This window comes from Ruegeria sp. HKCCA0235A (assembly GCF_013033235.1).
In the GTDB taxonomy this organism is placed as follows: Bacteria; Pseudomonadota; Alphaproteobacteria; order Rhodobacterales; family Rhodobacteraceae; genus Ruegeria.
On sequence record NZ_WQDQ01000005.1, the window covers coordinates 193,293 to 216,534 of the forward strand.

Here is a 23,242-nt window from a genome sequence, read left to right on the forward strand (position 1 = left end):
ATGGACCAATCCTCGATTGATGCGCTGCGTGCGCAGGACATTGCTCCGCGCGGGCATTTCATAAACGGCCGCAGTCAGGATGGCGAAACCGGGGCCCGGCATCAGGTTCTGTCTCCGATCAACGGCCAACCTCTGGCGCTGATCACCGAAGGCACACCGGCCGACGTCGATATGGCCGCGCGCGCGGCGCGCGATGCTTTCGAGGACGGGCGATGGTCGCGCATGGCCCCTGCCGGCCGCAAGAAAGTGCTGCTGAAACTGGCTGATCTGATTGAAGGCCGCGCACTTGAACTGGCCGTGCTGGGCGTGCGCGACAACGGAACCGAGATCACCATGGCTTACAAGGCCGAGGCGCTCTCGGCGGCGGCCACTTTCCGGTATTATGCCGAGGCGATTGACAAGATCTACGGACAAATCGCCCCGACAAACGGTGACGTTCTGGGTCTTGTGCATCACGCTCCGGTCGGGGTTGTCGGGGCCATCGTGCCCTGGAATTTTCCACTGATGATCGGCAGCTGGAAAATTGCACCGGCACTGGCCGCAGGCAATTCCGTCGTGCTGAAACCTGCCGAAAGCGCCTCACTCAGCCTGCTCAAGATTGCCGAGCTTGCCGCAGAAGCCGGAGTGCCCGATGGGGTGTTCAACGTCGTGACCGGGCGTGGCTCGGTCGTGGGTGAGGCGCTGGCCCTGTCGATGGATGTCGACATCATGGTGTTTACCGGGTCGGGCACAACCGGGCGGCGGCTGCTGGAATATTCCGCGCGGTCGAACCTGAAACGCTGCTATCTTGAACTGGGCGGCAAATCCCCGAACATCGTTTTTGCCGACGCCCCTGATCTGGCCGAAGCCGCCAAGGTTTCCGCGGCGGGCATCTTCCGCAACTCTGGTCAGGTCTGCGTCGCCGGATCGCGCCTGTTGGTTCAGCAAGAGATCTACGAGGACTTCGTCGCCGAGATCAGCCGCCACGCCGAAGGCTTTCGCGTCGGCGACCCGCTGGATCTCAACAGCCAGATCGGTGCGGTCCACAGCCTGCCAGAGCTTCAGGCCAATCTGGATTTCGTCACGAAGGCCGAGGCCGAAGGCGCCGAGCGCCGGACCGGCGGAAACCGCATCCTGACCGAGACCGGAGGCTATTACATGGCGCCGACCGTGATGGCCAACGTGAAAGAGACCGACACCCTGTTCCAGAATGAGGTCTTTGGCCCTGTTCTGGCCGTCACGCCCTTTGCCGACGAAGACGAAGCGCTGCGCCTTGCCAATGCCACCGTATATGGGCTGGCCAGTGGTGTCTGGACCTCGAACCTCAGCCGCGCGCATCGCATGGTGGCAGGCATTCGCGCCGGCGTTGTGCATGTCAATACATATGGCGGTGCCGACCTGACCGTTCCGCTGGGCGGCGTTCGCCAATCCGGCAACGGGCACGACAAATCGCTGCACGCGATCGAGAAATACTTCGATCTGAAAACCGCCTGGATAAAACTCTGAGAAAAGGCCGCCCGCATGACCCTTTCAGCGAAATCCGCGGAACTCATTGAACGCAGGGCCCGGTTGCTGGGGCCCAATGTATCGACCTTCTATGACGAACCCGTTCATTTCGTGAAAGGTGAAGGCGTCTGGCTGTGGGATGCGGACGGGCGCAAGTATCTGGATTGCTACAACAACGTGCCTCATGTGGGGCATTGCAACCCGCGCGTGGTCGAGGCGATCTGTCGTCAGGCGCGCACGCTCAACACGCACACCCGGTATCTGCATGACGGGATTCTGGACTATGTGGAAAAACTGACCGGAACGATGGACGAATCCCTGGATACGGCCATCCTCACCTGTACCGGTTCCGAGGCAAATGACATTGCTCTGCGAATGGCCGAGGCGATGACCGGAAAACGAGGGATCATTGCCACCGACACCACCTATCACGGCAATACCGCGCTGGTCAGCCAGTTGAGCAGATCGAACATCCCGACAGTCGGCTTCGGTCTGGGCCGGTATTTCCGCTTTGTCAGCGCACCCGACAGCTATCGCCATCCCGACCCGGATGGGTCAAAATTCGCCGATGCCGTGGCGGAACAAATTGCGGAACACGAAAAGGCCGGCACCGGTTTTGCCGCATTGATCCTCTGCCCTTATTTTCTGAACGAGGGGTTTCCCGACAATCCGGACGGTTGGCTGGCACCCACGGCCAAGGTCGTCCGCCAGGCCGGGGGCCTGCTGATCTGCGACGAGGTGCAATCAGGCTTTGGCCGAACCGGCACCCACATGTGGGCGCACCAGAAGTTGGGCGTTGTGCCGGATGTCATGACCTTGGGCAAACCCATGGCCAACGGCCATCCGGTGGGCGGCGTGGTCACAGGTTCCGAGATCATTTCGGCATTCCGCAAGGGATATCGGTACTTCAACACGTTTGGCGGAAACCCTGTTTCCTGTGCTGCCGCGATGGCGGTTTTGGACGAGATCGAAGACCAGAGCCTGGTCGCACATGCCAGATCCGTTGGCGACCACGCGCGAAAACGGCTGAACCTTTTGAAAGAAAAATGTGACGTCATCGGAGACATACGCGGCTCGGGGCTGATATTCGGGGCTGAAATGGTCCTTGATCGCGACAGCAAGGAACCCGCCGGTGAATTCACTGACCGTATCATCAACGCCATGCGCCAGCGCGGGATCATTCACTCCAAGCTTGGGCGTCACAAGAATACTCTGAAAATTCGCCCGCCCATGCCATTCTCTGTCGAAAACGCGGATCTTCTTTTCGACACGCTGGACGACGTGTTGGCGGAAACGCCGCTGGTGGCATGAAGCAGATCGTGGAACATGCGCTGTCCCTTTGGGGGCTGGCTGATGGCCAGGCGTCTCTTGTGGCGGCTCGGGAAAACCGCGTCTATCGCGTTCAGGCAGGCCAGACCGCCTATGCCCTGAGACTGCATCGCAAGGGCTTGCGAACGGATGCCGAACTCCGGTCAGAGCTACAGTGGATGGCTGTTCTCGGCAAAAACGGGGTCCGGGTTCCAACGCCCGTTCCGGCCGCAGATGGGCGCTATCTGCATCTGGTGGACGGTATTCAGGTCGACATACTCGACTGGTTGCCGGGCCGCCCTTTGGGTGCGACAGGACAGGCTTTGACGCATCAGGACAGGACAGGCGTCTTTTGCTCAATCGGCCGGGAAATGGCACGGCTGCACCACATCAGCGACCAATGGACACCTCCTCAGGACTTCGTGCGTTGGTCATGGGATCGCAGCGGGCTGCTTGGAGACGCCCCTGTCTGGGGTCGTTTCTGGGAAAACCCAACGCTTGGAAAAACGGACCGGGCCCTGTTCCTCGCGTTCCGAGATATCGCAGATCGTGACCTTCGGCGCGCGGAAAATCAGTTGGATTACGGCCTGATCCACGCCGATCTTGTCCGCGAAAACGTCATGGTTGACGGGGACAAACTGTGGCTGATTGATTTCGACGATGCCGGGTTCGGTTTTCGCCTGTTTGATATCGCAACGACGCTTCTCAAGAACCTGCACGAACCTGATTTCAACCAGCTGCGCGGTGCTTTGCTGGCGGGGTATCGATCTGAACGACCGATCTGCACCCGCCAACTCGACCTGTTCATGGCACTGCGCGCCGTAACCTACGTGGGATGGGTTGCATCCCGACTGAACGAAGATGGATCGGGCATACGCAATGAGCGGTTCATTGAAACCGCCCGGGCGTTGATGTCCCAATACCTTCAACAGCACACCTAGACAGGAGGCACCAATGGCCCAAAAGACAATCCTGCTGATTGGTACGTATGATACCAAAGAGCCCGAAATGCGGTTTATCGAAAAGGCGGTCAGAGCGCAGGGCGCTGACGTGCTGACCATGGATGTATCGGTTCTGGGTGATCCGTCCGAATCGACGGATATCTCGAAACACGACGTTGCCGCTGCCGGCGGCATGACAATAGAACAGGTCATCGCGCAAGGAGACGAGAACAAAGCCTTTCGCGTGATGTCCGCAGGGGCCGCAAAAGTTGTTGCGCGGGCCTATTCAGAAGGTCGATTTGACGGGATGCTGGCCACGGGCGGGACCATGGGTACAGACCTTGCGCTGGATTGTGCACAGGCTTTGCCGATGGGCGTTCCCAAATATATCGTGTCAACGGTCAGCTTCTCGCCTCTGATCCCTCCGCACCGGTTGGCGCCGGATGTTCAGATGATCCTGTGGGCCGGCGGCCTGTATGGCATGAATTCGATCTGCAAATCGTCGCTCAGCCAGGCTGCCGGGGCCGTCGTGGGCGCAGCCAGGGCAGCGACCGCACCCGATCGCAGCAAACCTCTGATCGGGATGACCAGCCTTGGTTCGTCCTGCCTGCGTTACATGAAAATTCTGAAACCGGCACTGGAAGACCGCGGCTTTGAAGTGGCCGTGTTCCACTCTACCGGCATGGGCGGCATGGCCTATGAAAAACTGGCGGGCGAAGGCGCGTTTGCCTGCGTGATGGACTTCTGCATGCAGGAATTTGGCAACCTGATGGCGGGCTCTGTCGTGTCCAGCGGCGATGACCGGGTCACCAATGCCGGGCGCGTAGGAACGCCCCAGATGGTGGCGCCCGGTGCGCTGGATCTATTGGATTTTGCGGGTTGGCAGGACATCCCCGAACAATATGCCGATCGCCCGTTCCACGAACACAACCGCCTGATCAAAAGCTCGGTCTTCAACGGCGCCGAACGGCGCGCCTGGATTCGGGAACTCGCCAACCGGCTGGAAGCCGCAACCGGGCCGGTGCATTTCTTTTTGCCCGTTCAGGGCGTCGAGGCCTGGGACAGGGAAGGCGAAGAGGTGCATGATCCAGAGGCTCTGGCAGAAATGGTGGACGAGGCGCGCAAGGTCATGCCCGGCCGGGTGCCAATGACCGAGCTGGATGTTCACATCAACGACGCGGCTTTCTGCGAAGCTGTTCTGTCGCGATTTGACACGTGGGTGGAAACCGGCGTCATCAGAACAGACTGAACGCCATTGGCGGCATCGGGAAAGGGAAAAACAACCCTGCGCGTTGTCTTACAGCGAATGGGGGTACCTGTCCGGGTTGTGCAGGTCGGTTCCGTGACCCTCGAGCACCCAGTCTTCAGGCGGAGGGTTCCAGAACGTGTTGCGGTTGTCTTCGTCCATCCCGGCCCGGTGCAAGCTGCGCCGCGCGGACCGGATCAGAATGACCGGTTATTCATGGGGATGTTGCGCAGAAAGCGTCTCCACAACGTTTTGAACGATTGGATCATCGGCTTGCCCCCACCCCCAAGACGATCAATCAGCCAAGGGCGTTTCTTGAACACTTAATCCATCCTGTAGCCGGGTACGGGCCCGTTTCTGTTGCCGGTGGAAATTTTTTATGGATGTTGGATCCAATATCCTTTATTCGTGATCGCATCTTTGATTCAGGGAGGATCACATGCTCAAGAAACTCGTCGCTTTGGCGGCCTTCACCACTTTCACAACAGGTCCTGCGATGGCGGACACGCTCGACGATGTCGTAGATCGCGGTACTCTTCGCTGCGGCGTTGTTCTGGACTTTCCGCCGATCGGGTATCGCGACGCCAGCAACGAACCGGCGGGTTTTGACGTGGATTACTGCAATGATCTGGCCGCGGCGCTTGAAGTTGAGGCGGAAATCCTGCCTTTGACCTGGGCCGAACGCCTGCCGGTCATCGTGACCGGGCGCGCCGACGTCGTGTTCGGCGCAACCTCGGACAGCCTTGAACGGGCGCGGACCGTGGGCTTCAGCATTCCCTATGCAATCTACTATGCGCAGGGCGTCGTGAACGCGGACAGCGGGATCGAAACCTTCGAAGACATCCGTGGCAAACGCGTCGCCGCCGCGATTGGCACCGTGCCAGAACAGGAATGGCTGAAGATTGCCGCCGAATGGGGTGAGGAAGGCAATTATCAGGGCTATCAGTCGGAAAACGAGGTGTTTCTGGCGGTCGCGCAGGGCAAGGCCGATATCGGCATCACCACCAACACCGCCGTTCTGCCGATCACCCAGCAGTATGAAACGGTGCTGGCCGGCCCCCGTATGCCCTGGACCACCGACTACACCTCGGTCGTGGGCAAACGACAGGACGTCACCTGGCTGAATTTCCTGAACCTGTTTGTCACGCATCAGGTGCGCTCGGGCCGGTACCAGGAACTGTGGGGCAAATATGTCGGAGGCGAAGCCCCCGAGCTGCGCATCCCCGGCGTGATGTACTGATTTCACCCCCCAAGTGCTCTTTCGTCGGGTTTCGGCCGGGCGAAAGAGCCGGTCAATTCGGAAAAAACCTGTGTTCGATTACAACTTCCACTGGCGGCCGGTCATGAAAAGCCTGCCGGACTTGCTTGAGGCATCGCTGCTGACCTTGCAAGTCGCGGTTCTGGCGATGATCCTGGGCATCCTCATCGGCCTGTGTCTTGCGCTGACGCGGCTGCACCTGAAGGGGCCGCTGTACTGGTTCGCCTCGGCCTGGGTTGAACTGGCCCGAAACACGCCCGCCCTGTTTCAGCTGTTCTTTTTCGGCTTCGGGCTTGGCGCATTCGGCCTGCACCTGTCGCCTTACTTCATCGTGCTGGCGGGTTTGACCTTCAATTGCGCCGGCTATCTGGCCGAAAACTTTCGCGGAGGTTTCCAGGCCGTCCCCGAGACGCAACTGCGGGCCTCTCGTTCTCTGGGCATGACCGCGTGGCAGGCTTACACACGCGTGGTGATCCCGCAGGTGTTTCGCATCGTCTATCACCCGATCACCAATCAGATGGTCTGGGCCGTGCTCATGTCCTCGCTGGGCATGCTGGTCGGTTTCCGCGAGCTGTCAGGCGAGACGCAGTTCTTTGCCTCGCGCACCTTCCGCATCTTTGAATATTTCGCCGTCACCGCGATCATCTACTACGTGATCGTCAAAATCATTCTCGGAGCCTCACGCCTGCTGGCGACCCGGCTCTTTCGCTACTGAAGGACGCTCGGATGGAACCCACTGTCAGCTTTTTCAGCGGCTTCACCATCAATGATCTGTGGTTTCTGGGCGAAGCGGCCCTGCGGACACTCTGGATTTCGGTTCTGTCGATATCCATCGGAACGCTTCTTGGCGTGGTATGCGGGTGGATCCTGTACGAGGGCAAGCTGGCCGCAGCCCTCACAGTGGCCCCGTTTCTGGATGTTTTCCGTTCCGTCCCGCTGATCATCCAACTGGTGCTGTTCTACAACTTTGCGCCCATTGTCGGGCTCAATCTGGACCCGTTCGCCTCGGGCGTGGTGATCCTGTCGATCTACACGGCCGCCTTGGTTGCGAATGTCGCACGCGGCGGGATCGAGGCCGTCGGTGCGCCGATGCGCCGTGCCGCGCGCAGTCTGGGCATGACCTATTGGCAGGATCTGCGCTATGTCGTCTTCCCGATTGGCGGGCGCGCGGTGTTCCCGGCCTGGGTCGGTGTCGCATTGGGAGTGATGAAAGACAGCGCGTTGGTTTCGGTGCTGGGCTATGTCGAACTGCTCAAGGCCAGTCAGATCCTGATCACCCGGACGCAGGAACCTTTCCTGATCCTGACAATCGCAGGCGCGTTCTATTTCGCGCTCAGCTATCCGATTTCGCGCTATTCCGCGTCTCTTGAAAAAAGGTGGGCCCAATGATCGAAATTCGCGACCTGCACAAGTACTTCGGCGCATTGCATGTGCTGAAGGGCATCGATCTAGATGTGCAGAAAGGAGAGGTCCTGTCGGTGATCGGCGCATCGGGCTCCGGTAAATCGACCCTGCTGTATTGCATCAACGGGCTGGAACCGATCCAGCAAGGCTCGGTCATAGTGGATGGCACAGATGTTCATGCCAAAGGCACCGATATCAACAAGCTGCGCACAAAGCTGGGAATGGTGTTTCAGCAATGGAACAGCTTTCCCCACCTGACCGCATTGGAAAACGTCGCGCTGGCCCCCAAGATCGTCAAAGGACTGTCAAAATCAGAAGCCCGCGATATCGCCGCCCGCCAACTGACCCATGTTGGCCTGGGCGAAAAGCTCGACGTCTACCCATCCGCCCTTTCGGGTGGCCAGCAACAGCGTCTGGCCATCGCCCGCGCGCTTGCGATGGAGCCGGAATACATGCTGTTTGATGAGGCGACGTCAGCGTTGGATCCCGAACTGGTGGGCGAGGTTCTCGACACGATGCGCCTTTTGGCCGAAGAAGGGATGACCATGATCTGTGTCACGCACGAGATGGGTTTCGCACGCGATGTGTCGGACCGGGTTGCTTTCTTCCATCAGGGCGTGATGGAAGAGATCGGTCCGCCCGGGCAGATATTCGGTGATGCGCAATCCGAACACACCCGTAAATTCCTGGCCAACGTGCGCTGAGTGCACTGGCCCCCTGAAACAACGAGGAAGATCACCTTCATGTCCAAGAATATCTTCACCGGCACCATGCCAGCCCTGATGACCCCGTGCAAAGCCGACCGGACCCCGGATTTCGATGCCCTGGTGAAAAAGGGCAAGGAAATGATCCAGGCAGGCATGTCTGCCGTGGTGTATTGCGGCTCGATGGGCGACTGGCCGTTGCTGTCGGATGCCGAACGCATGCAAGGTGTCGAACGCCTGATCGACGCCGGCCTTCCTGTCGTCGTCGGCACCGGTGCGATAAACTCGAAATCTGCCGTGGCGCTGGCTGCACATGCGCAAAAGGTCGGCGCGGCAGGGCTTATGGTCATCCCACGTGTGCTGTCGCGCGGATCGTCCATCCCGGCACAGCGCAACCACTTCAAGGCAATCCTGTCAGCCGCGCCGGATATTCCGGCCATCATTTACAACAGCCCCGTTTACGGCTTCGCCACCCGCGCCGATTTGTTCCTGGAATTGCGTGCAGATCATCCGAACCTGGTTGGGTTCAAGGAATTCGGAGGCAAAGGCGACCTGCGCTACGCCGCGGAACACATCACCTCGAAAGATGATCAGGTGACACTGATGGTTGGTGTGGACACCGAGGTTTACCATGGCTTCGTCAACTGCGGCGCTACCGGATCGATTACCGGTATTGGTACTGCCTTGCCCAAAGAGGCACTGCTGCTGGCCGCCCTGTGCCAGAAAGCGGCGGCGGGCCATGCCGAAGCGCGCCTGCGCGCGCGCGAGCTTGAAGAAGCCTTTGGCGTGCTGGCCAGCTTTGACGAAGGCACCGATCTGGTGCTGTATTACAAGCACCTTCTGGTCCTGAACGGTGAAGAGGAATACCGCTTGCACTTCAACGAAACCGACGAACTGACGGATGCCCAGCGCAACTACTGCGAACAGCAATACAGACTGTTCCGCACATGGTTTGCCGACTGGTCCAGCCAGGGCGGAGTCATCGCTGAATGCATGTAATCGACAGCCATACCGGAGGCATGCCCACGCGGGTCATCCTGAACGGCGGCCCCGATCTGGGGTCGGGCCCGCTGGTCGAGCGCGCGCAACGTCTGGCCACCGAGCACAAGGCTTTCTACAAATCGGTCCTTCTGGAGCCGCGAGGCCAACCCGGCATGGTCGGGGCGCTTCTGGTCGCCCCGGAAACGTCTGGCTGCGAAACCGGCGTGATTTATTTCGATGCCGACGCCGTTCTGGGCATGTGCGGTCACGGCACCATCGGCCTTGGGGTCACTCTGGCGCATCTGGGCCGGATCGGTCCGGGAACGCACAGGGTCGAAACGCCGGCCGGCGTCATCTCGGTTGAGCTGTTGGACGCCAATACGGTGCGCGTCACCAATATCGAAAGCCGCCGGGTCAGGGCTTCTGTGTCTGTTGAAGTCGAAGGCCATGGAAAAGTGACCGGCGATCTGGCCTATGGTGGTAACTGGTTCTTCATTGTCGATCCCAGTCCGATGGACGTGAATCCCGGCAACATCCGTGCCCTCACCGATCTGACCATTGCAATTCGCAAAGCCTGCATCGACCAGAATGTGCGTGGTGAAAACGGGGAACCGGTGGACCACGTGATCTTGCAGGACAAATCCCCGGACAAAGACGTTCACAGCCGGAATTTCGTCCTGTGCCCGGACGATCAATATGACCGATCCCCGTGCGGGACCGGCAGTTCGGCGCGTCTGGCCTGTCTGGCGGCGGATGGGGTTCTGGCTCCGGGGGTTGAGATCGTGCAGGAAAGCGTGATCGGCAGTTCCTACCGGCTGAGCTATCAGCCCGGCCCCAATGGCGGCGTCATTCCAACCCTGACCGGGCAGGCGCATATCATGGCCGAGGGCACATTGATTTTCGCGCAAAACGATCCGTTCCGCGGCGGGATCCTTCTTTGACAAAACCATCGGGGACTGGCGCAATCCGGCCCCCGGTACCGAACCACAGTTTGAAAAGATCTGGCCATGCTGCAAGACAACCCGACGGATATTGTTGTGATCGGTGCCGGTATCATTGGGATCAGCACGGCACTGGAATTGCAAAAGCGCGGCAAACAGGTTCTGGTTTTGGATCGCGAAGGCGTAGGAGCCGGTGCCTCGAAAGGGAATGCCGGAGCTTTTGCCTTTACCGATATCGTGCCGTTGGCCACCCCCGGGATCATGCGCAAAGCTCCGAAATGGCTGTTTGATCCATTGGGTCCGCTTTCAATCCCCCCCTCTTACGCTTTGAACATCGCACCGTGGATGCTGCGGTTCTGGCGGGCCAGTTGGCAGGATCGCTATGCTGCGGCCTTGTCGGCACAGGCTGCTTTGATGGATCACAGCCGCGCGGCGCTGGAACGCCAGATCGCGGATGTCGACGGCGAAGCGCTGATGCAACGCGAAGGCCAGTTGCAGTTGTTCGAAAGTGAAGGCGAATTCCGCGCCAGTCTGCCCACATGGGACAGGCGCAAGGATCACGGCATCCCCTTTGACCTGCTGGACAACCCCGACGCGATTGCGGAAATCCAGCCCGGGCTTGACCGACGATTTACCCATGCGGGTTTTACACCCACCTGGATGAACACGGTCGATCCGGCCAGCTGGACAAGACATTTGGCCACCCGGTTCACCGCCCGTGGCGGTCAGGTCGAAATCGCGACAATCAGCGCGCTCACACCCATGGATGCGGGCGTTCGTCTGACGACTGCGATCGGTGAAATTGATGCAAGACAGGTGATCGTGGCCGCCGGGGCGTGGTCTCATCACCTGGCGAAAACCCTGGGTGATCGCATCCCTCTGGAAACCGAGCGCGGGTACAACACGACCCTGCCCCAAGGGGCCTTTGATCTGCGCACCCATCTGACATTCGGTGGCCACGGATTTGTGGTGACGCGGATCAACGGCGGTGTGCGCATCGGTGGCGCGGTCGAGTTGGGCGGGCTGGAATTGCCGCCCAATTACAAACGCGCCGACGCGCTTCTGGCAAAGGCCGGGCGCTTCATGCCTGGCCTGAATTTGGAAGGCGGCACGCAATGGATGGGCTTTCGGCCGTCGCTGCCCGACAGTTTGCCGCTGATCGACCGCTCGGCGCGTGCGCCACAGGTGTTTTACGCCTTCGGACATGGCCATCTGGGTTTGACGCAATCCGCAGGCACGGCGGAACTGGTCGCGGATCTGGTCACGAACACAAAACCCGCGCTCGACATGAAGCCTTTCGCATCCACACGCTTCTGATCAGGAGAACACCACATGAAAATCACTGCACTGAACGTATATCAGGTGGATCTGCCGCTGAAGGAAGGTCGCTATAGCTGGTCCAATGGCAACTATGTCGAAGTCTTCGACAGCACCGTTCTCGAGATCATCACGGATGAAGGTCTCAAGGGGTATGCCGAATGCTGCCCGCTGGGATCGGCTTATCTTCCGTCCTTTGCACTGGGCGTCAGGGCCGGGCTGGCGGAATTGTCGCCACATCTGATCGGGCAGGATCCGCTGAATATCGGCCAGATCAATCGCACCATGGATGGCGCCCTGCGTGGCCACCCTTATGCCAAGGCGCCTGTTGATATCGCCTGCTGGGATCTGCTGGGCAAGGCGACCGGGCAACCCCTTTACACCCTGTTGGGCGGCGACGCGCAACAGGACGTGGTGCTGTATCGCGCAATCAGCCAGGAAGCACCGGACATCATGGCGCAAAAGATCGAAGGTTATGCGGCCGAAGGCTATACGAAGTTTCAACTGAAAGTGGGCGGCGACGCCAATGACGACATCGACCGCATTCACGCCACCCGCGCGGTTCTGAAAAAGACCGACCTGCTGGTGGCGGATGCCAACACTGGCTGGACCCGGCACGAGGCCGCGCGTGTCGTAGGCGCCATCGCGGGCATGGATGTCTATGTGGAACAACCCTGTTTGACTTATGAGGAATGCGTGTCGATCCGCCGGCGCACCGCGCTGCCCTTCGTGATGGATGAGGTCATCGACACGCCCAACACATTGGTCCGCGGCATTGCCGACGACGCCATGGACGTGATCAACCTGAAAATCTCAAAGGTAGGAGGTTTGAGCAAGGCAAGGCTGATGCGCGATCTTTGCGTCGCACATGGTATCCCGATGACCATCGAAGACACCTGGGGGGGCGATGTCACCACCGCCGCCATCGCTCATCTGGCGCGGTCGACACCGTCCGAGTTCACGTTCTCGGCCACCGATTTCAATTCCTATGGTACCGTGGACATCGCCGAGGGCGCGCCAAAGCGAGTCAATGGCCGGATGACCGCAGCAGATCGCCCCGGTCTGGGCGTCACACCGATCTTCGACGCGCTGGGTGCCCCCGTCGCGCAATATAGCTGAGGTAAACATGCGCAGCAGCAAAACCGTACATGTGATCTCGGCCCATGCCGAAGGTGAGGTTGGGGATGTCATCGTCGGGGGTGTCGCCCCACCGCCGGGCGACACTCTCTGGGAACAGCGAAGCTTCATTGCGCGGGACCAGACCCTGCGCAACTTTGTTCTGAACGAACCACGCGGTGGTGTGTTCCGGCATGTCAACCTTCTGGTTCCGCCAAAACACCCCGAGGCGGACGCCGCCTGGATCATCATGGAACCCGAAGACACGCCGCCCATGTCGGGGTCCAACTCGATCTGTGTCTCAACCGTGTTGCTGGATGGCGGGATCATTCCAATGCACGAGCCGGAAACCCATATGGTGCTCGAGGCACCGGGCGGGTTGGTCCGGGTACGTGCGGAATGCCGCGATGGCAAGGCACAGCGCATCTTTGTCCAGAACCTGCCCAGTTTCGCCGACAAGCTGTCCGTCCCGCTTGAGGTATCCGGACTGGGCACGATCACGGTAGACACCGCTTATGGCGGCGACAGTTTCGTGGTCGTCGATGCGCAGGCGCTTGGGTTCGCAATCGTCGACCACGAGGCCCGCGACATTGCCCGGCTGGGGGTCAAGATCACAAACGCCGCCAATGAGCAGCTTGGATTCTCGCATCCCGAGAACCCGGACTGGGATCATATATCGTTCTGCGCCTTTTGCGGCCCGTTGAATGAAACGGAAACCGGCCTGAGCGGCAAGTCCGCCGTGGCGATCCAGCCGGGTAAGGTCGACCGTTCGCCGACGGGCACCGCTGTATCCGCGCGCATGGCGCTGATGGCGGCCAAGGGGGTGATGAAACCCGGCCAGACCTTCGAGGCTGTCTCGATCATCGGATCGCGATTCACCGGGCGGATCATTGACACTGCGCAGGTCGGTGGCCGCGCGGCGATCGTTCCTGAAATCAGCGGTCGCGGTTGGATCACCGGAATTCATCAGCACATGTTGGACCCTGACGATCCATGGCCCAGTGGATATCGCCTGTCTGACACCTGGGGCGTTTGACGTCAGCAGGCACGGTTTTCGAAAACGGAAAAGTCTGAAGATACGCGGCCTCGTTGCGGTTTCATCATCAGATTCAGGCCTTTTTTCAAATCTCGGGCAGGGGTTGAACATGGGTCGAAATCCAAGTTCGGCTTGGAAAAGTCCGTGATTGCGGGTAATTGTATCCAAAAACCGTGGCGGGATATTGGAAATGGCAGGAAAACGCGCGATCACGAAACAAAGCCTACCGGACGTCATCGCAAATGATCTGCGTGAACGTATCCTCAGCGGCGAACTCGCCGAGGGTGAGACGATCCGGCAGGAAGCACTGGCCGAGGAATATGATGTCTCTCGCATGCCGATCCGCGAGGCGCTGAAGCGCCTGAATGCCGAAGGTCTGGTGCAATGGGCCAACAATCGCGGCGGCTCGGTGACCAAGCATTCCCTCGACGAAATCGGTGAAATTTTCGATCTTCGCATCCTGATCGAAGTCGATCTGTTCCGCCGGGCCATCCCGAATATGGGCCCAGGGGAATTTGCGCGTTGCGACGAAATCCTCAAGCAGATGGAAGCGTCGTATGATGAAAATGACGTCGGCAAGTGGGGGATATTGAACTATCAGTATCACTCGGCGCTTTATGCGGCGTCACAGCGGAAGCTGACCAACGAATTGCTGGACCGCGTCAACCTGCAATCGGATCGCTATGTCAGGATGCATCTGAGCGTGATGAAACAGCGCGAACCCGCAAAAAAGGAGCATCGTGATCTGTTGCGGCTGGCCCGGGAAGGCAATGTGGACAAAGCCTGCGAGGTCTTGGCCCAGCATATTCGCCGGACCAAGGAACAGCTTCTGGAAATGATCGCATCGAAGCGCGGGACAGACGAACCCTAGGGCGGTCTTGCATGTCCCGTCATTTTGGATACATTATCCATAAATCTGGACATCCCGAAACACGAGGCCCAAATGACCTTTACCCCGCATGGCAAGCATCTGATCGCCGGCAACTGGCTTGCTGGTGACGATTTCTTTGCATCACAACCCGCACATGGGCCATCGCATGACTTTTCGAAAGGTCGCATTTCAGACGTCGACGCCGCTGCGCAGGCCGCGGAAGAGGCGTTTTGGAGTTATGGCTATTCCACTCGGGAAGAACGCGCCGCCTTTCTGAACGCCATTGCCGACGAGATCGAAGCGCGCGCCGATGCAATCACCGAGATCGGCACTCAGGAAACCGGCCTGCCCGAGGCTCGGCTGCAAGGTGAGCGGGGCCGCACGTCGGGGCAGCTGAGGCTGTTCGCAACGCATATCCTCAGCGGCGATTATCTGGACCGGCGCCACGACAGCGCGCTGCCAGACCGTGCACCCCTGCCCCGGCCCGATCTGAAAATGATCCAGCGCCCGATCGGCCCGGTCGCGGTGTTCGGCGCATCAAATTTCCCGCTGGCATTTTCCACCGCCGGGGGGGACACCGCCGCCGCACTGGCTGCCGGCTGCCCGGTTGTCGTCAAAGGCCACGGCGCCCATCCGGGCACCGGCGAAATCATCGCCGAAGCCATCCTTGCGGCCATCCGCCGTTGCAACATTCATCCCGGCGTTTTCAGTCTGATCCAAGACGGCGGACCGGCTGTGGGTTCAGCCTTGGTGCAGCACCCTCTGATCAAGGCGGTCGGGTTCACCGGATCGCTTGCGGGCGGTCGCGCCCTGTTCGACCTGTGCGCCGCGCGCCCCGAACCGATTCCGTTTTTTGGCGAGCTTGGATCGGTCAATCCCATGTTCATTCTGGATGCGGCACTGGCAAACCGGGGTGAAGACATCGCCAAAGGCTGGGCCGGCTCGCTGACGATGGGCGCTGGTCAGTTCTGCACCAACCCGGGCGTCGTCGTGATGCCGGCAGGTGAAGCAACGGACCGTTTCGCCGAGATCGCACAGGCCGCATTGACCGAAGTTCCGGCGCAGACCATGCTGACCGACGGCATCGCCAAAGCCTATCGCAACGGTCAGGCCCGTGTTGCTGAAACCGCTGGCGTTCACGAGGTTCTGGCTTCGACATGCGATCAGCGCGATGCGACCCCTTTCCTTTACCGAACAAGCGCCGCAACCTGGCTGGCCAACACATCCCTCGCGGAAGAGGTGTTCGGCCCGCTGGGCATCATCGTGACTGCCGAGACACCCGACGAAATGCACAACGTCGCGCGCGGATTGCACGGGCAGCTGACCTGCACCCTGCATATGGACGAGGCCGACATGGGCATGGCGCAGTCCCTGTTGCCGATCCTTGAACGCAAAGCCGGGCGCGTGTTGGTCAATGGCTTCCCCACAGGGGTCGAGGTATGTGACAGCATGGTCCATGGCGGCCCCTACCCGGCTTCGACCAATTTCGGTGCCACATCCGTGGGCACATTGTCGATCCGACGTTTCTTGCGTCCTGTCTGCTATCAGAATCTGCCGGATGCATTGCTGCCGGAACACTTCTCATAGAGAAATCGGTCGACACCCGCCAATACCCTGAAAGCACGATGCGCAGCAGGGTGTCGGCGGTTGCAACTGCGCAGTGTCAGGGGAATGAGGCACACGCCCCTGGATCCAATTGCACAGTTTCTTTTGGGTAACAGTGCTTTTGTTCATTCGGTTCAGGGCAACGCAATCACGGCCCGATCCGTTGGCACTTTGGTGAACTACCTGTATGAAATGACCCGTGTTGCCCAGTAGCAAAACCAATTCGCCACGACCCATGAGATGATCGCCCCATTCGAGATCAATTTCCTCGCTGCATCCACCTCTCTTTTCATATCTCAAGAAAGGTAAACCTGATGGCTAACCCTCTGTATGACGGCCTGTTCGGCATCCACGCCGGCAAAGGCACACCTTTTTTGCAGTTGCTGGACGGGACAACGATCTCTCACCAGGATTTCCTCGGCAAAGCGGCGCAGATTGCGCATGTGGCCACGCAACTGGGCCTGAACCCCGGTGACCGCGTTGCGGCGCAGTTTGAAAAAACCCCCGAGGCGCTGGCGCTTTATGCTGCCTGCGCCCAGGCCGGTCTGGTGTTCCTGCCGCTGAATACCGCCTACACGGTCGATGAATTGACCTATTTCATCGAAAACAGCGGGGCCTCGCTGATTATCTGCGACACCGAAAGAGAAGGAAAACTCACCCCTGTCGGCGCGCAGCTGGGCGCCCGGGTAGAGACGCTGAACGCGGATGGCACCGGGTCTCTGACAGATTTGGCCGCGACCATGCCGACACGTTTCGAAACCGTCGCCCGCGATGGCGAGGATCTGGCAGCGTTCCTTTACACGTCGGGAACCACAGGCCGGTCCAAGGGCGCCATGCTGACCCAGAACAATCTGCTGTCGAACGCACGGACACTGGTCAAGGAATGGCGCTTCACCTCGCAGGATGTGCTGCTGCATGCCCTGCCGATCTTTCACACGCACGGGCTGTTCGTCGCGACCAATATCATGCTGGCCGCAGGTGGATGCATGATCTGGCTGCCCAAATTCGATCTGGACCAGATCATCGACAAATTGCCCTGTTCCACGTCGATGATGGGCGTCCCAACCTTCTATACGCGCCTGTTGGACGACCCGCGTTTTACCAGGGAACTGGCCACCCATATGCGCCTGTTCGTTTCCGGATCGGCACCGCTGCGGGCGGAATCCCATGTGCAGTTCGAAGAACGAACGGGTCATCGCATCCTTGAACGCTATGGCATGACTGAAACTAACATGAACACGTCAAACCCATATGACGGCGAGCGGCGCGCCGGAACGGTCGGGCACCCACTGCCCGGGGTCGAACTGAAGATCTGTGATTCAGACGGCAATACCCTGCCAGCGGGCGAGATCGGCATAATTGAAGTGCGCGGGCCCAACGTGTTCAAAGGGTATTGGCAGATGCCTGAAAAAACCGCTGCCGAACTGCGCGACAACGGCTTTTTTATCACCGGTGATCTGGGCCGCATCGACGAGGATGGGTACGTCCATATCGTCGGTCGCAACAAGGATCTGATCATTTCGGGCGGCTACAACATCTACCCAAAAGAGATCGAGATGGTTCTCGATGATCAACCCGGTGTTCTGGAAAGCGCCGTGATCGGCGTGCCACATCCCGATTTCGGTGAAACGGTTGTTGGTGTCATCGTGGCAGAGCCCGGCCAGACCCCTGATCCGGAGGCGATAACGGGTGCGGTCCGCGAAGGTCTGGCCCGGTTCAAGCATCCGCGCAAGCTGATCGTTCTGGATGAGCTGCCCCGCAACACGATGGGCAAGGTTCAAAAGAACATTCTGCGTGACCGATACAAAGATCTCTTCATGACTGTGTGAGTGAGTCTCGGGAAAGCGGGATCAGCGGATGCAGCCCCCTGAAAAGAAAATCAGGCGAGGGTGTCCCCGCCTGATTTATTACATGATTCAGGCAACCAGATCGAACCGGTCGTTGTTCATGATCTTGGTCCATGCCGCCACAAAGTCGCGCACGAACTTCTCGGCATTGTCGTCCTGAGCGTAGACCTCAGCATAGCTGCGCAGGATCGAGTTCGATCCGAAGACCAGATCAGCGCTGGTTGCGGTGAACTTGACCTCACCCGAGGCGCGGTCGCGCAGCTCATAGGTGCCTCCGCCAACCGGATGCCAACTCAGCGACATATCCGTCAGGTTGACGAAAAAGTCGGTTGTCAGCTGGCCTAACCGGTCGGTGAAGACGCCATGCGGCGATCCGCCATGGTTGGCACCCAGCACACGCAGACCACCGACCAGAACGGTCATCTCGGCCGCGGTCAGACCCAGCAGTTGCGCGCGATCCAGCATCATCGCCTCTGGCGAGACCGCGTATTCCTTCAGCTGCCAGTTGCGGAACCCGTCCGCCAGCGGCTCAAGTACCGAGAAGCTGTCCACATCGGTCTGCTCGATCGACGCGTCGCCGCGACCGGCCGAGAACGGAACCGCCACGTCAAAGCCTGCGGCGTTGATCGCCTGCTCCAACCCGACATTGCCCGCCAGAACGATCACGTCGGCAACCGAGGCACCGGTTTCCGCCGCGATCGGCTCCAGCACACCCAGCACTTTCGCCAGACGTTCGGGCTCGTTGCCTGCCCAGTCCTTTTGCGGCGCCAGTCGGATGCGCGCGCCATTTGCGCCGCCGCGCTTGTCCGACCCGCGGAAGGTTCGGGCACTGTCCCAGGCGGTGGTGATCATCTCGGCGATGGTCAGGCCACTGTCTGCGATCTTGGCCTTGACGGCATCTATGTCGTAATCTGTCGAACCAGCCGGGATCGGATCCTGCCAGATCAGATCTTCCGACGGCACGTCCGGGCCATAATAGTTGACGCGCGGACCCATGTCGCGGTGAGTCAACTTGAACCAGGCACGTGCAAATGTATCGGCAAAATAGTCCGGATCCGCCATGAATTTCTGACAGATCGCGTTGTAGGTCGGGTCGACCTTCATCGCCATATCCGCATCGGTCATCATCGGCATGCGACGAACGGTGGGGTCGGTCGGGTCGACCGGCTTTTCGTCTTCGGGCATGTCGACGGGCTGCCACTGATGGGCACCTGCGGGTGATTTGCCCAGTTCCCACTCGTAGCCGAACAGGTAGTCGAAATAGCCCATGTCAAATTTCAACGGCTCTTTCGTCCACGCCCCTTCGATCCCCGAGGTAAAGGCGTTGGCCGCTTTGCCGTTCTGATCAGGGTTTTCCCATCCCAGCCCCTGGCTGGACACCGGGCAGGCTTCGGGCTCGGCGCCGATATTGTCGCCGGGCATCGCACCATGGGCTTTGCCGACGGTATGGCCCCCGCAGGTCAATGCCGCGGTCTCTTCGTCATTCATCGCCATACGCGCAAAGGTTTCACGGATATGCATCGCGGTTTTGGCCGGATCCGGATTGCCGTTCACGCCTTCGGGGTTCACATAGATCAGTCCCATATGCACCGCACCCAGAGGGTTTTCCAGCGTGCCGGGGGTTTCCAGATCGCCATAGCGGTTCTCGGACGGGGCCAGCCACTGGTTTTCAGAACCCCAGTAAACATCTTTCTCGGGGCCCCAGATGTCTTCGCGACCAAAGCCGAAACCAAAGGTCTTCAATCCCATGGATTCATACGCCACCGTGCCCGACAGAACGATCAGATCGGCCCAGGACAGCGCGTTGCCGTATTTCTTTTTCACCGGCCACAGCAGACGGCGGGCTTTGTCCAGGCTTGCATTGTCCGGCCATGAATTCAGCGGCGCGAACCGGATGTTGCCCGAACCGGCGCCACCTCGACCATCCCCCAGACGGTAAGACCCCGCCGAGTGCCACGCCAGACGGATCATCAGCCCGCCATAGTGACCCCAGTCAGCCGGCCACCAGTCCTGGCTGTCGGTCAGCAACGCCTCGACATCGGCACGAACCGCCTTGAAGTCCAGCCCCTTGACCGCTTCTCGGTGATTGTAATCCGCATCCATCGGGTTGGTGCGCGTGTCGTGCTGGCTCAGAATGTCCAGGTTCAGCGCATCCGGCCACCACTTGGTGACGGAATTGCCCGTTCCAGTATTGCCGCCATGCATGACAGGGCAGCCGCCGGATTGGTGATTGTGGGGGGTACCGTCCATTGTAAATCTCCTGAGTATTTACCTAGGGGTTCAGATATCTTGACTCGTACCCCACGGCTTCGATAATTGGAAATTTGTAATTTCTATCATTGTGATTAATTTTTCATATGAAAGCACTCACCCTCAAACACCTGCGCTATTTCGAGGCGCTCGCCACGCACGGCCACTTTGGCAAGGCCGCCGCGGCCAGTGCGATATCGCAGCCTGCGCTTTCCATACAAATCAAAGAGCTGGAGGCAATTATGGGTGGGCCGCTGGTCGAACGCGCGGCCCGGCAAACCCGCCTGACTGCACTTGGCGAAGACGTGCTGAAACATGGCCGCGAAATCCTGACCCGGGTCGAGGATTTGGGGAAATTGGTGCAATCTCCCTCAGGCCCCTTGTCCGGCCGCATCAGAATCGGGGTCATTCCCACGGTCGCACCCTATCTGCTGCCCTCGATCATCAAAGCTCTGTCGCAGCGTTTCCCACAACTGACTATCGAACCCAAGGAAACGATAACCAAGACGTTGATCGGTGAAATACTGGATTCGAAACTGGATTTCGGTGTCGTTGCCCTGCCCGTCTCGGAACCCAACCTCCGAGAGTTCTCGCTGTTCAACGAAGATTTTCTGCTGGTTCGCCCGGCGCAGGATGCCAACCTGCCGATGCCAAGTTCCTCGCAGCTCAGAACCATGCGCCTGCTGTTGCTGGAAGAGGGGCATTGCTTCAGGGATCAGGCCCTGTCCTTCTGTTCAATCCGCAACATCGAACCGCAGCACATCATGGAGGGCAGTTCGCTTTCCACACTGGTTCAGATGGTCGGCGCCGGCATCGGTGTGACCCTGATACCGGAAATGGCGGTCGGGCTGGAAACCCGATCCGCGGATGTGTCCATTGCCCGGTTTCAGGACACGCCGCCGACACGGACGATTGGTCTGATCTGGCGAAAGACCAACCCGCTCAGCGAAAACCTGTTGAAGATCGGCGCGATCATCCGCAAAACAGCCGAAGAAAACACGTGGGGCGTGAAACCGCCTCAGCCTGAAACAACAGGCTGACCCGCCCGAAACGATGTTCCTCGGCACGAAGGCCAGACCCGGCGCAACTCGTCAGTCGTCACCCTTGTAATAGCCGATCACATCATTCTCGGTTGTTGCACCCAACCCGTTCAGCAACCGGTTTGAATAATTGAAATAGGCGCAGACCTGATTGACCTCCAGGATCTCGCCATCCTCACAGCCAGCAATCTTGAGCGCTTCGAAGTCGGACTTGACCATTTTGCCAACATCCGTCGTCAGCTTGGCGGCATAGCGCAGCAGCGCCAGTTCCTTGCCCTCGAATTCATCCTCGGGCCGATGCGCCTTGAGCGCGACGAAAATCCGGTCACTGCGCGGCTGATCCTTAAGCAGGTTGCGCACGTTCATGAAGTGATGGGTCAGTGAATAGGTGCAATCGTTCAGGATCGAAGTATAGCTGGCGACAACTTCGAGGAACCAGAATGGCAACTGGTTGTCATCGGAATGCAGGACCGAACGGTACAGCGTCACATGCCCGTTCATCGTTTCGGGCCGCAATGAATGCACACGCATGACCGTATCCACGGTGCCATGAGGGGTGCGGGCCTTGTCCAGCAGCTCTTTCAGGCGGCCCTCGGCCTTGTCGTCCGAGATCATCTCGATCCAAGCGCTCATTGCTGTGTCTCCTGTCTTGTTCGGGCTCAGCTTATGTACAAAGCCCACAGGCATGTCAGTTAATTTTTTTCTTAAGGTGAAATTTTTTCTGGATCACGGAAACGTGAAAGATGTAAAATACCAGCGCGGGGGATTTTGTTGAGGATCAACGCGAATGCACAGTCCAGAGCTTGTGGCAGGTGCCGAAAACCTGTTGTTCAGATGCGGCGGCCTGACGGCGGGCGACCAGTTGCTTGTGGTCTGCGAAGATGCGGCCAACGGGTATTACGATGCCGATATCACCGAGGCTATCTTGGACTGCGCGCGACAGAACCGGATCAAGACCGCAGTTCGAACCCTCGCATTCGATCCCATGGGTTCATCGCTGCCAGCGGATCTGAAAACGGCGATGGAAGCGGCGGATCGCACCTTGTTTCTGTCCCGCACCGGCGATCAGATTCGTTTCGACGCAGGAATGAGGGACGTTCGGCCCATCATGTCATATGCGCTGGACGCCGGAATGCTGGCCTCGGGTTTCGGGCGCGCCAACTACACCGGGTTCGTTGAACTGAAAAACGCGGTCAACCGGCTGCTGGCCAGTGCCGGGCACATCCACGTAACCTGCCCACTGGGCACCGACTTCGCGGGCCCCGGCGCCGCCTTCCCCCCAGCAGGTGCAGCGGATGTCAGCGTGGCGCGTTTTCCGATGTCGGTCTTTGCCCCGGTTCCCGCGCAAGGGTTTTCCGGAGTACTGGTTCAGGACGGGTTTCTGGTCGGCACCGGTTCGAAATTCTACGAACCATACGGCTGTGATCTGCGCGAACCGCTGACCATACGGTTCGAAAACAACCGCCTGACCGGCTTTGACGGCCATCCCATGGATGTGCATTGCGCGCAGATGCATTACGAAAAAGTCGGAAAGATGTTCGACCTTGATCCCCTGACCATGCATTCCTGGCACGCAGGCATCCACCCGGGCTGCGCCTACACGACCCCGGCGCGAAGCAATTTTGAACGTTGGAGCGGGTCGGCCTTTGGCAATCCACGCCTGCTGCACTTTCACACATGTGGGCATTATGCGCCGGGTGAGATTTCGCTGAACGTGCTGGACCCGACGATCCGCGTGGATGGTGTTTCGATCTGGGATGCCGGTGTTCTCCGGGCCGATCTGTTGCCCGGTGGGGCTGAAATTCTCGACCGGTATCCCTGCATCAAAGCGGTTTTCGACGCCCCGGCCCGACACGTGGGCCAGGGCGCGAACGGGCGCTTGTCGGCCTGAT

Annotated in this window: 20 protein-coding genes; 18 read left to right on the top strand and 2 right to left on the bottom strand. The window is 59.4% G+C overall.

All coding sequences use genetic code 11. The annotated features are described in order from the left end of the window. From GOW56_RS10810 to GOW56_RS10890, 16 genes are all read left to right on the top strand, one after another. Positions 1-1,485, top strand: coding sequence for an aldehyde dehydrogenase (locus tag GOW56_RS10810; protein ID WP_171205871.1), 1,485 nt, complete (start codon positions 1-3; stop codon positions 1,483-1,485). A 15-nt stretch (positions 1,486-1,500) separates the two neighbouring features. Further along, positions 1,501-2,796 carry an aspartate aminotransferase family protein gene (locus tag GOW56_RS10815; protein WP_171205872.1) on the top strand — a complete coding sequence of 432 codons (1,296 nt, stop codon included), beginning with the start codon at positions 1,501-1,503 and terminating at the stop codon, positions 2,794-2,796. Next, a complete protein-coding gene (locus GOW56_RS10820) occupies positions 2,793-3,734 on the top strand; it encodes a phosphotransferase enzyme family protein (RefSeq protein WP_171205873.1) in 942 nt (313 codons plus the stop codon). Before GOW56_RS10815 ends, GOW56_RS10820 begins: the two co-directional genes overlap by 4 nt. A gap of 13 nt (positions 3,735-3,747) precedes the next feature. Next, positions 3,748-4,983, top strand: a complete 1,236-nt coding sequence (locus tag GOW56_RS10825) for a Tm-1-like ATP-binding domain-containing protein (protein WP_171205874.1) — start codon at positions 3,748-3,750, stop codon at positions 4,981-4,983. 436 nt (positions 4,984-5,419) lie between these two features. Further along, positions 5,420-6,220: a transporter substrate-binding domain-containing protein gene (locus GOW56_RS10830; RefSeq protein ID WP_171205875.1), complete on the top strand. Its 801-nt coding sequence runs from the start codon at positions 5,420-5,422 to the stop codon at positions 6,218-6,220. Between the two features lie 70 nt (positions 6,221-6,290). Beyond that, positions 6,291-6,953: an amino acid ABC transporter permease gene (locus GOW56_RS10835; RefSeq protein WP_171118187.1), complete on the top strand. Its 663-nt coding sequence runs from the start codon at positions 6,291-6,293 to the stop codon at positions 6,951-6,953. An 11-nt stretch (positions 6,954-6,964) separates the two neighbouring features. Further along, on the top strand, positions 6,965-7,627 hold the full coding sequence (locus GOW56_RS10840; RefSeq protein WP_152460596.1) for an amino acid ABC transporter permease: 663 nt from the start codon (positions 6,965-6,967) through the stop codon (positions 7,625-7,627). After that, entirely contained in the window at positions 7,624-8,346 is a 723-nt protein-coding gene (locus GOW56_RS10845) for an amino acid ABC transporter ATP-binding protein (protein WP_171118191.1), read from the top strand. The genes GOW56_RS10840 and GOW56_RS10845 overlap by 4 nt, the downstream gene beginning before the upstream one ends. 39 nt (positions 8,347-8,385) lie before the next feature. Continuing rightward, on the top strand, positions 8,386-9,345 hold the full coding sequence (locus GOW56_RS10850; RefSeq protein ID WP_171205876.1) for a dihydrodipicolinate synthase family protein: 960 nt from the start codon (positions 8,386-8,388) through the stop codon (positions 9,343-9,345). Beyond that, entirely contained in the window at positions 9,336-10,268 is a 933-nt protein-coding gene (locus GOW56_RS10855) for a proline racemase family protein (RefSeq protein WP_171205877.1), read from the top strand. The genes GOW56_RS10850 and GOW56_RS10855 overlap by 10 nt, the downstream gene beginning before the upstream one ends. Before the next feature lie 66 nt (positions 10,269-10,334). Next, positions 10,335-11,585, top strand: a complete 1,251-nt coding sequence (locus GOW56_RS10860) for an FAD-binding oxidoreductase (RefSeq protein ID WP_171205878.1) — start codon at positions 10,335-10,337, stop codon at positions 11,583-11,585. 15 nt (positions 11,586-11,600) lie between these two features. Beyond that, on the top strand, positions 11,601-12,704 hold the full coding sequence (locus GOW56_RS10865) for a cis-3-hydroxy-L-proline dehydratase (protein WP_171205879.1): 1,104 nt from the start codon (positions 11,601-11,603) through the stop codon (positions 12,702-12,704). Positions 12,705-12,711: 7 nt separating this feature from the next. Continuing rightward, complete coding sequence (locus tag GOW56_RS10870) at positions 12,712-13,737, top strand: proline racemase family protein (RefSeq protein ID WP_171170081.1); 1,026 nt, start codon at positions 12,712-12,714, stop codon at positions 13,735-13,737. Between the two features lie 190 nt (positions 13,738-13,927). After that, on the top strand, positions 13,928-14,608 hold the full coding sequence (locus GOW56_RS10875) for a GntR family transcriptional regulator (protein WP_152460603.1): 681 nt from the start codon (positions 13,928-13,930) through the stop codon (positions 14,606-14,608). A gap of 72 nt (positions 14,609-14,680) precedes the next feature. Continuing rightward, positions 14,681-16,195: an aldehyde dehydrogenase (NADP(+)) gene (locus tag GOW56_RS10880; protein ID WP_171205974.1), complete on the top strand. Its 1,515-nt coding sequence runs from the start codon at positions 14,681-14,683 to the stop codon at positions 16,193-16,195. Positions 16,196-16,527: 332 nt separating this feature from the next. Beyond that, on the top strand, positions 16,528-18,042 hold the full coding sequence (locus tag GOW56_RS10890; protein ID WP_171205880.1) for a malonyl-CoA synthase: 1,515 nt from the start codon (positions 16,528-16,530) through the stop codon (positions 18,040-18,042). An 87-nt stretch (positions 18,043-18,129) separates the two neighbouring features. Here GOW56_RS10890 and katG read toward each other — a convergent pair whose 3' ends face one another. Further along, positions 18,130-20,310, bottom strand: a complete 2,181-nt coding sequence (gene katG / locus GOW56_RS10895) for a catalase/peroxidase HPI (RefSeq protein ID WP_171205881.1) — start codon at positions 20,308-20,310, stop codon at positions 18,130-18,132. A 107-nt stretch (positions 20,311-20,417) separates the two neighbouring features. On the opposite strand from katG, the gene GOW56_RS10900 reads away from it, so the two are divergent. Then, a complete protein-coding gene (locus tag GOW56_RS10900; RefSeq protein ID WP_171118211.1) occupies positions 20,418-21,350 on the top strand; it encodes a hydrogen peroxide-inducible genes activator in 933 nt (310 codons plus the stop codon). A 51-nt stretch (positions 21,351-21,401) separates the two neighbouring features. Here the strand turns inward: GOW56_RS10900 and GOW56_RS10905 are convergent, their stop codons facing one another. Continuing rightward, positions 21,402-21,983: a carboxymuconolactone decarboxylase family protein gene (locus GOW56_RS10905; RefSeq protein WP_171118213.1), complete on the bottom strand. Its 582-nt coding sequence runs from the start codon at positions 21,981-21,983 to the stop codon at positions 21,402-21,404. Positions 21,984-22,137: 154 nt separating this feature from the next. Here GOW56_RS10905 and GOW56_RS10910 point away from each other — a divergent pair, with 154 nt between their 5' ends. Continuing rightward, positions 22,138-23,241 (top strand): hypothetical protein, encoded by a 1,104-nt coding sequence (locus GOW56_RS10910; protein WP_171205882.1) that lies wholly within the window; start codon positions 22,138-22,140, stop codon positions 23,239-23,241. Position 23,242: the final 1 nt, after the last annotated feature.

Excerpts from the sequence above, each read along its gene's own strand:
- GOW56_RS10840 (WP_152460596.1), top strand. The coding sequence starts at position 6,965 with ATGGAACCCACTGTCAGCTTTTTCAGCGGCTTCACCATCAATGATCTG.
- GOW56_RS10820 (WP_171205873.1), top strand. The coding sequence starts at position 2,793 with ATGAAGCAGATCGTGGAACATGCGCTGTCCCTTTGGGGGCTGGCTGAT.
- GOW56_RS10860 (WP_171205878.1), top strand. The coding sequence starts at position 10,335 with ATGCTGCAAGACAACCCGACGGATATTGTTGTGATCGGTGCCGGTATC.
- GOW56_RS10875 (WP_152460603.1), top strand. The coding sequence starts at position 13,928 with ATGGCAGGAAAACGCGCGATCACGAAACAAAGCCTACCGGACGTCATC.
- GOW56_RS10910 (WP_171205882.1), top strand. The coding sequence starts at position 22,138 with ATGCACAGTCCAGAGCTTGTGGCAGGTGCCGAAAACCTGTTGTTCAGA.
- GOW56_RS10815 (WP_171205872.1), top strand. The coding sequence starts at position 1,501 with ATGACCCTTTCAGCGAAATCCGCGGAACTCATTGAACGCAGGGCCCGG.
- GOW56_RS10890 (WP_171205880.1), top strand. The coding sequence starts at position 16,528 with ATGGCTAACCCTCTGTATGACGGCCTGTTCGGCATCCACGCCGGCAAA.
- GOW56_RS10810 (WP_171205871.1), top strand. The coding sequence starts at position 1 with ATGGACCAATCCTCGATTGATGCGCTGCGTGCGCAGGACATTGCTCCG.
- GOW56_RS10905 (WP_171118213.1), bottom strand. The coding sequence starts at position 21,983 with ATGAGCGCTTGGATCGAGATGATCTCGGACGACAAGGCCGAGGGCCGC.
- GOW56_RS10900 (WP_171118211.1), top strand. The coding sequence starts at position 20,418 with ATGAAAGCACTCACCCTCAAACACCTGCGCTATTTCGAGGCGCTCGCC.
- GOW56_RS10865 (WP_171205879.1), top strand. The coding sequence starts at position 11,601 with ATGAAAATCACTGCACTGAACGTATATCAGGTGGATCTGCCGCTGAAG.
- GOW56_RS10870 (WP_171170081.1), top strand. The coding sequence starts at position 12,712 with ATGCGCAGCAGCAAAACCGTACATGTGATCTCGGCCCATGCCGAAGGT.
- GOW56_RS10830 (WP_171205875.1), top strand. The coding sequence starts at position 5,420 with ATGCTCAAGAAACTCGTCGCTTTGGCGGCCTTCACCACTTTCACAACA.
- GOW56_RS10850 (WP_171205876.1), top strand. The coding sequence starts at position 8,386 with ATGTCCAAGAATATCTTCACCGGCACCATGCCAGCCCTGATGACCCCG.
- GOW56_RS10855 (WP_171205877.1), top strand. The coding sequence starts at position 9,336 with ATGCATGTAATCGACAGCCATACCGGAGGCATGCCCACGCGGGTCATC.
- GOW56_RS10845 (WP_171118191.1), top strand. The coding sequence starts at position 7,624 with ATGATCGAAATTCGCGACCTGCACAAGTACTTCGGCGCATTGCATGTG.
- GOW56_RS10825 (WP_171205874.1), top strand. The coding sequence starts at position 3,748 with ATGGCCCAAAAGACAATCCTGCTGATTGGTACGTATGATACCAAAGAG.
- katG (WP_171205881.1), bottom strand. The coding sequence starts at position 20,310 with ATGGACGGTACCCCCCACAATCACCAATCCGGCGGCTGCCCTGTCATG.
- GOW56_RS10880 (WP_171205974.1), top strand. The coding sequence starts at position 14,681 with ATGACCTTTACCCCGCATGGCAAGCATCTGATCGCCGGCAACTGGCTT.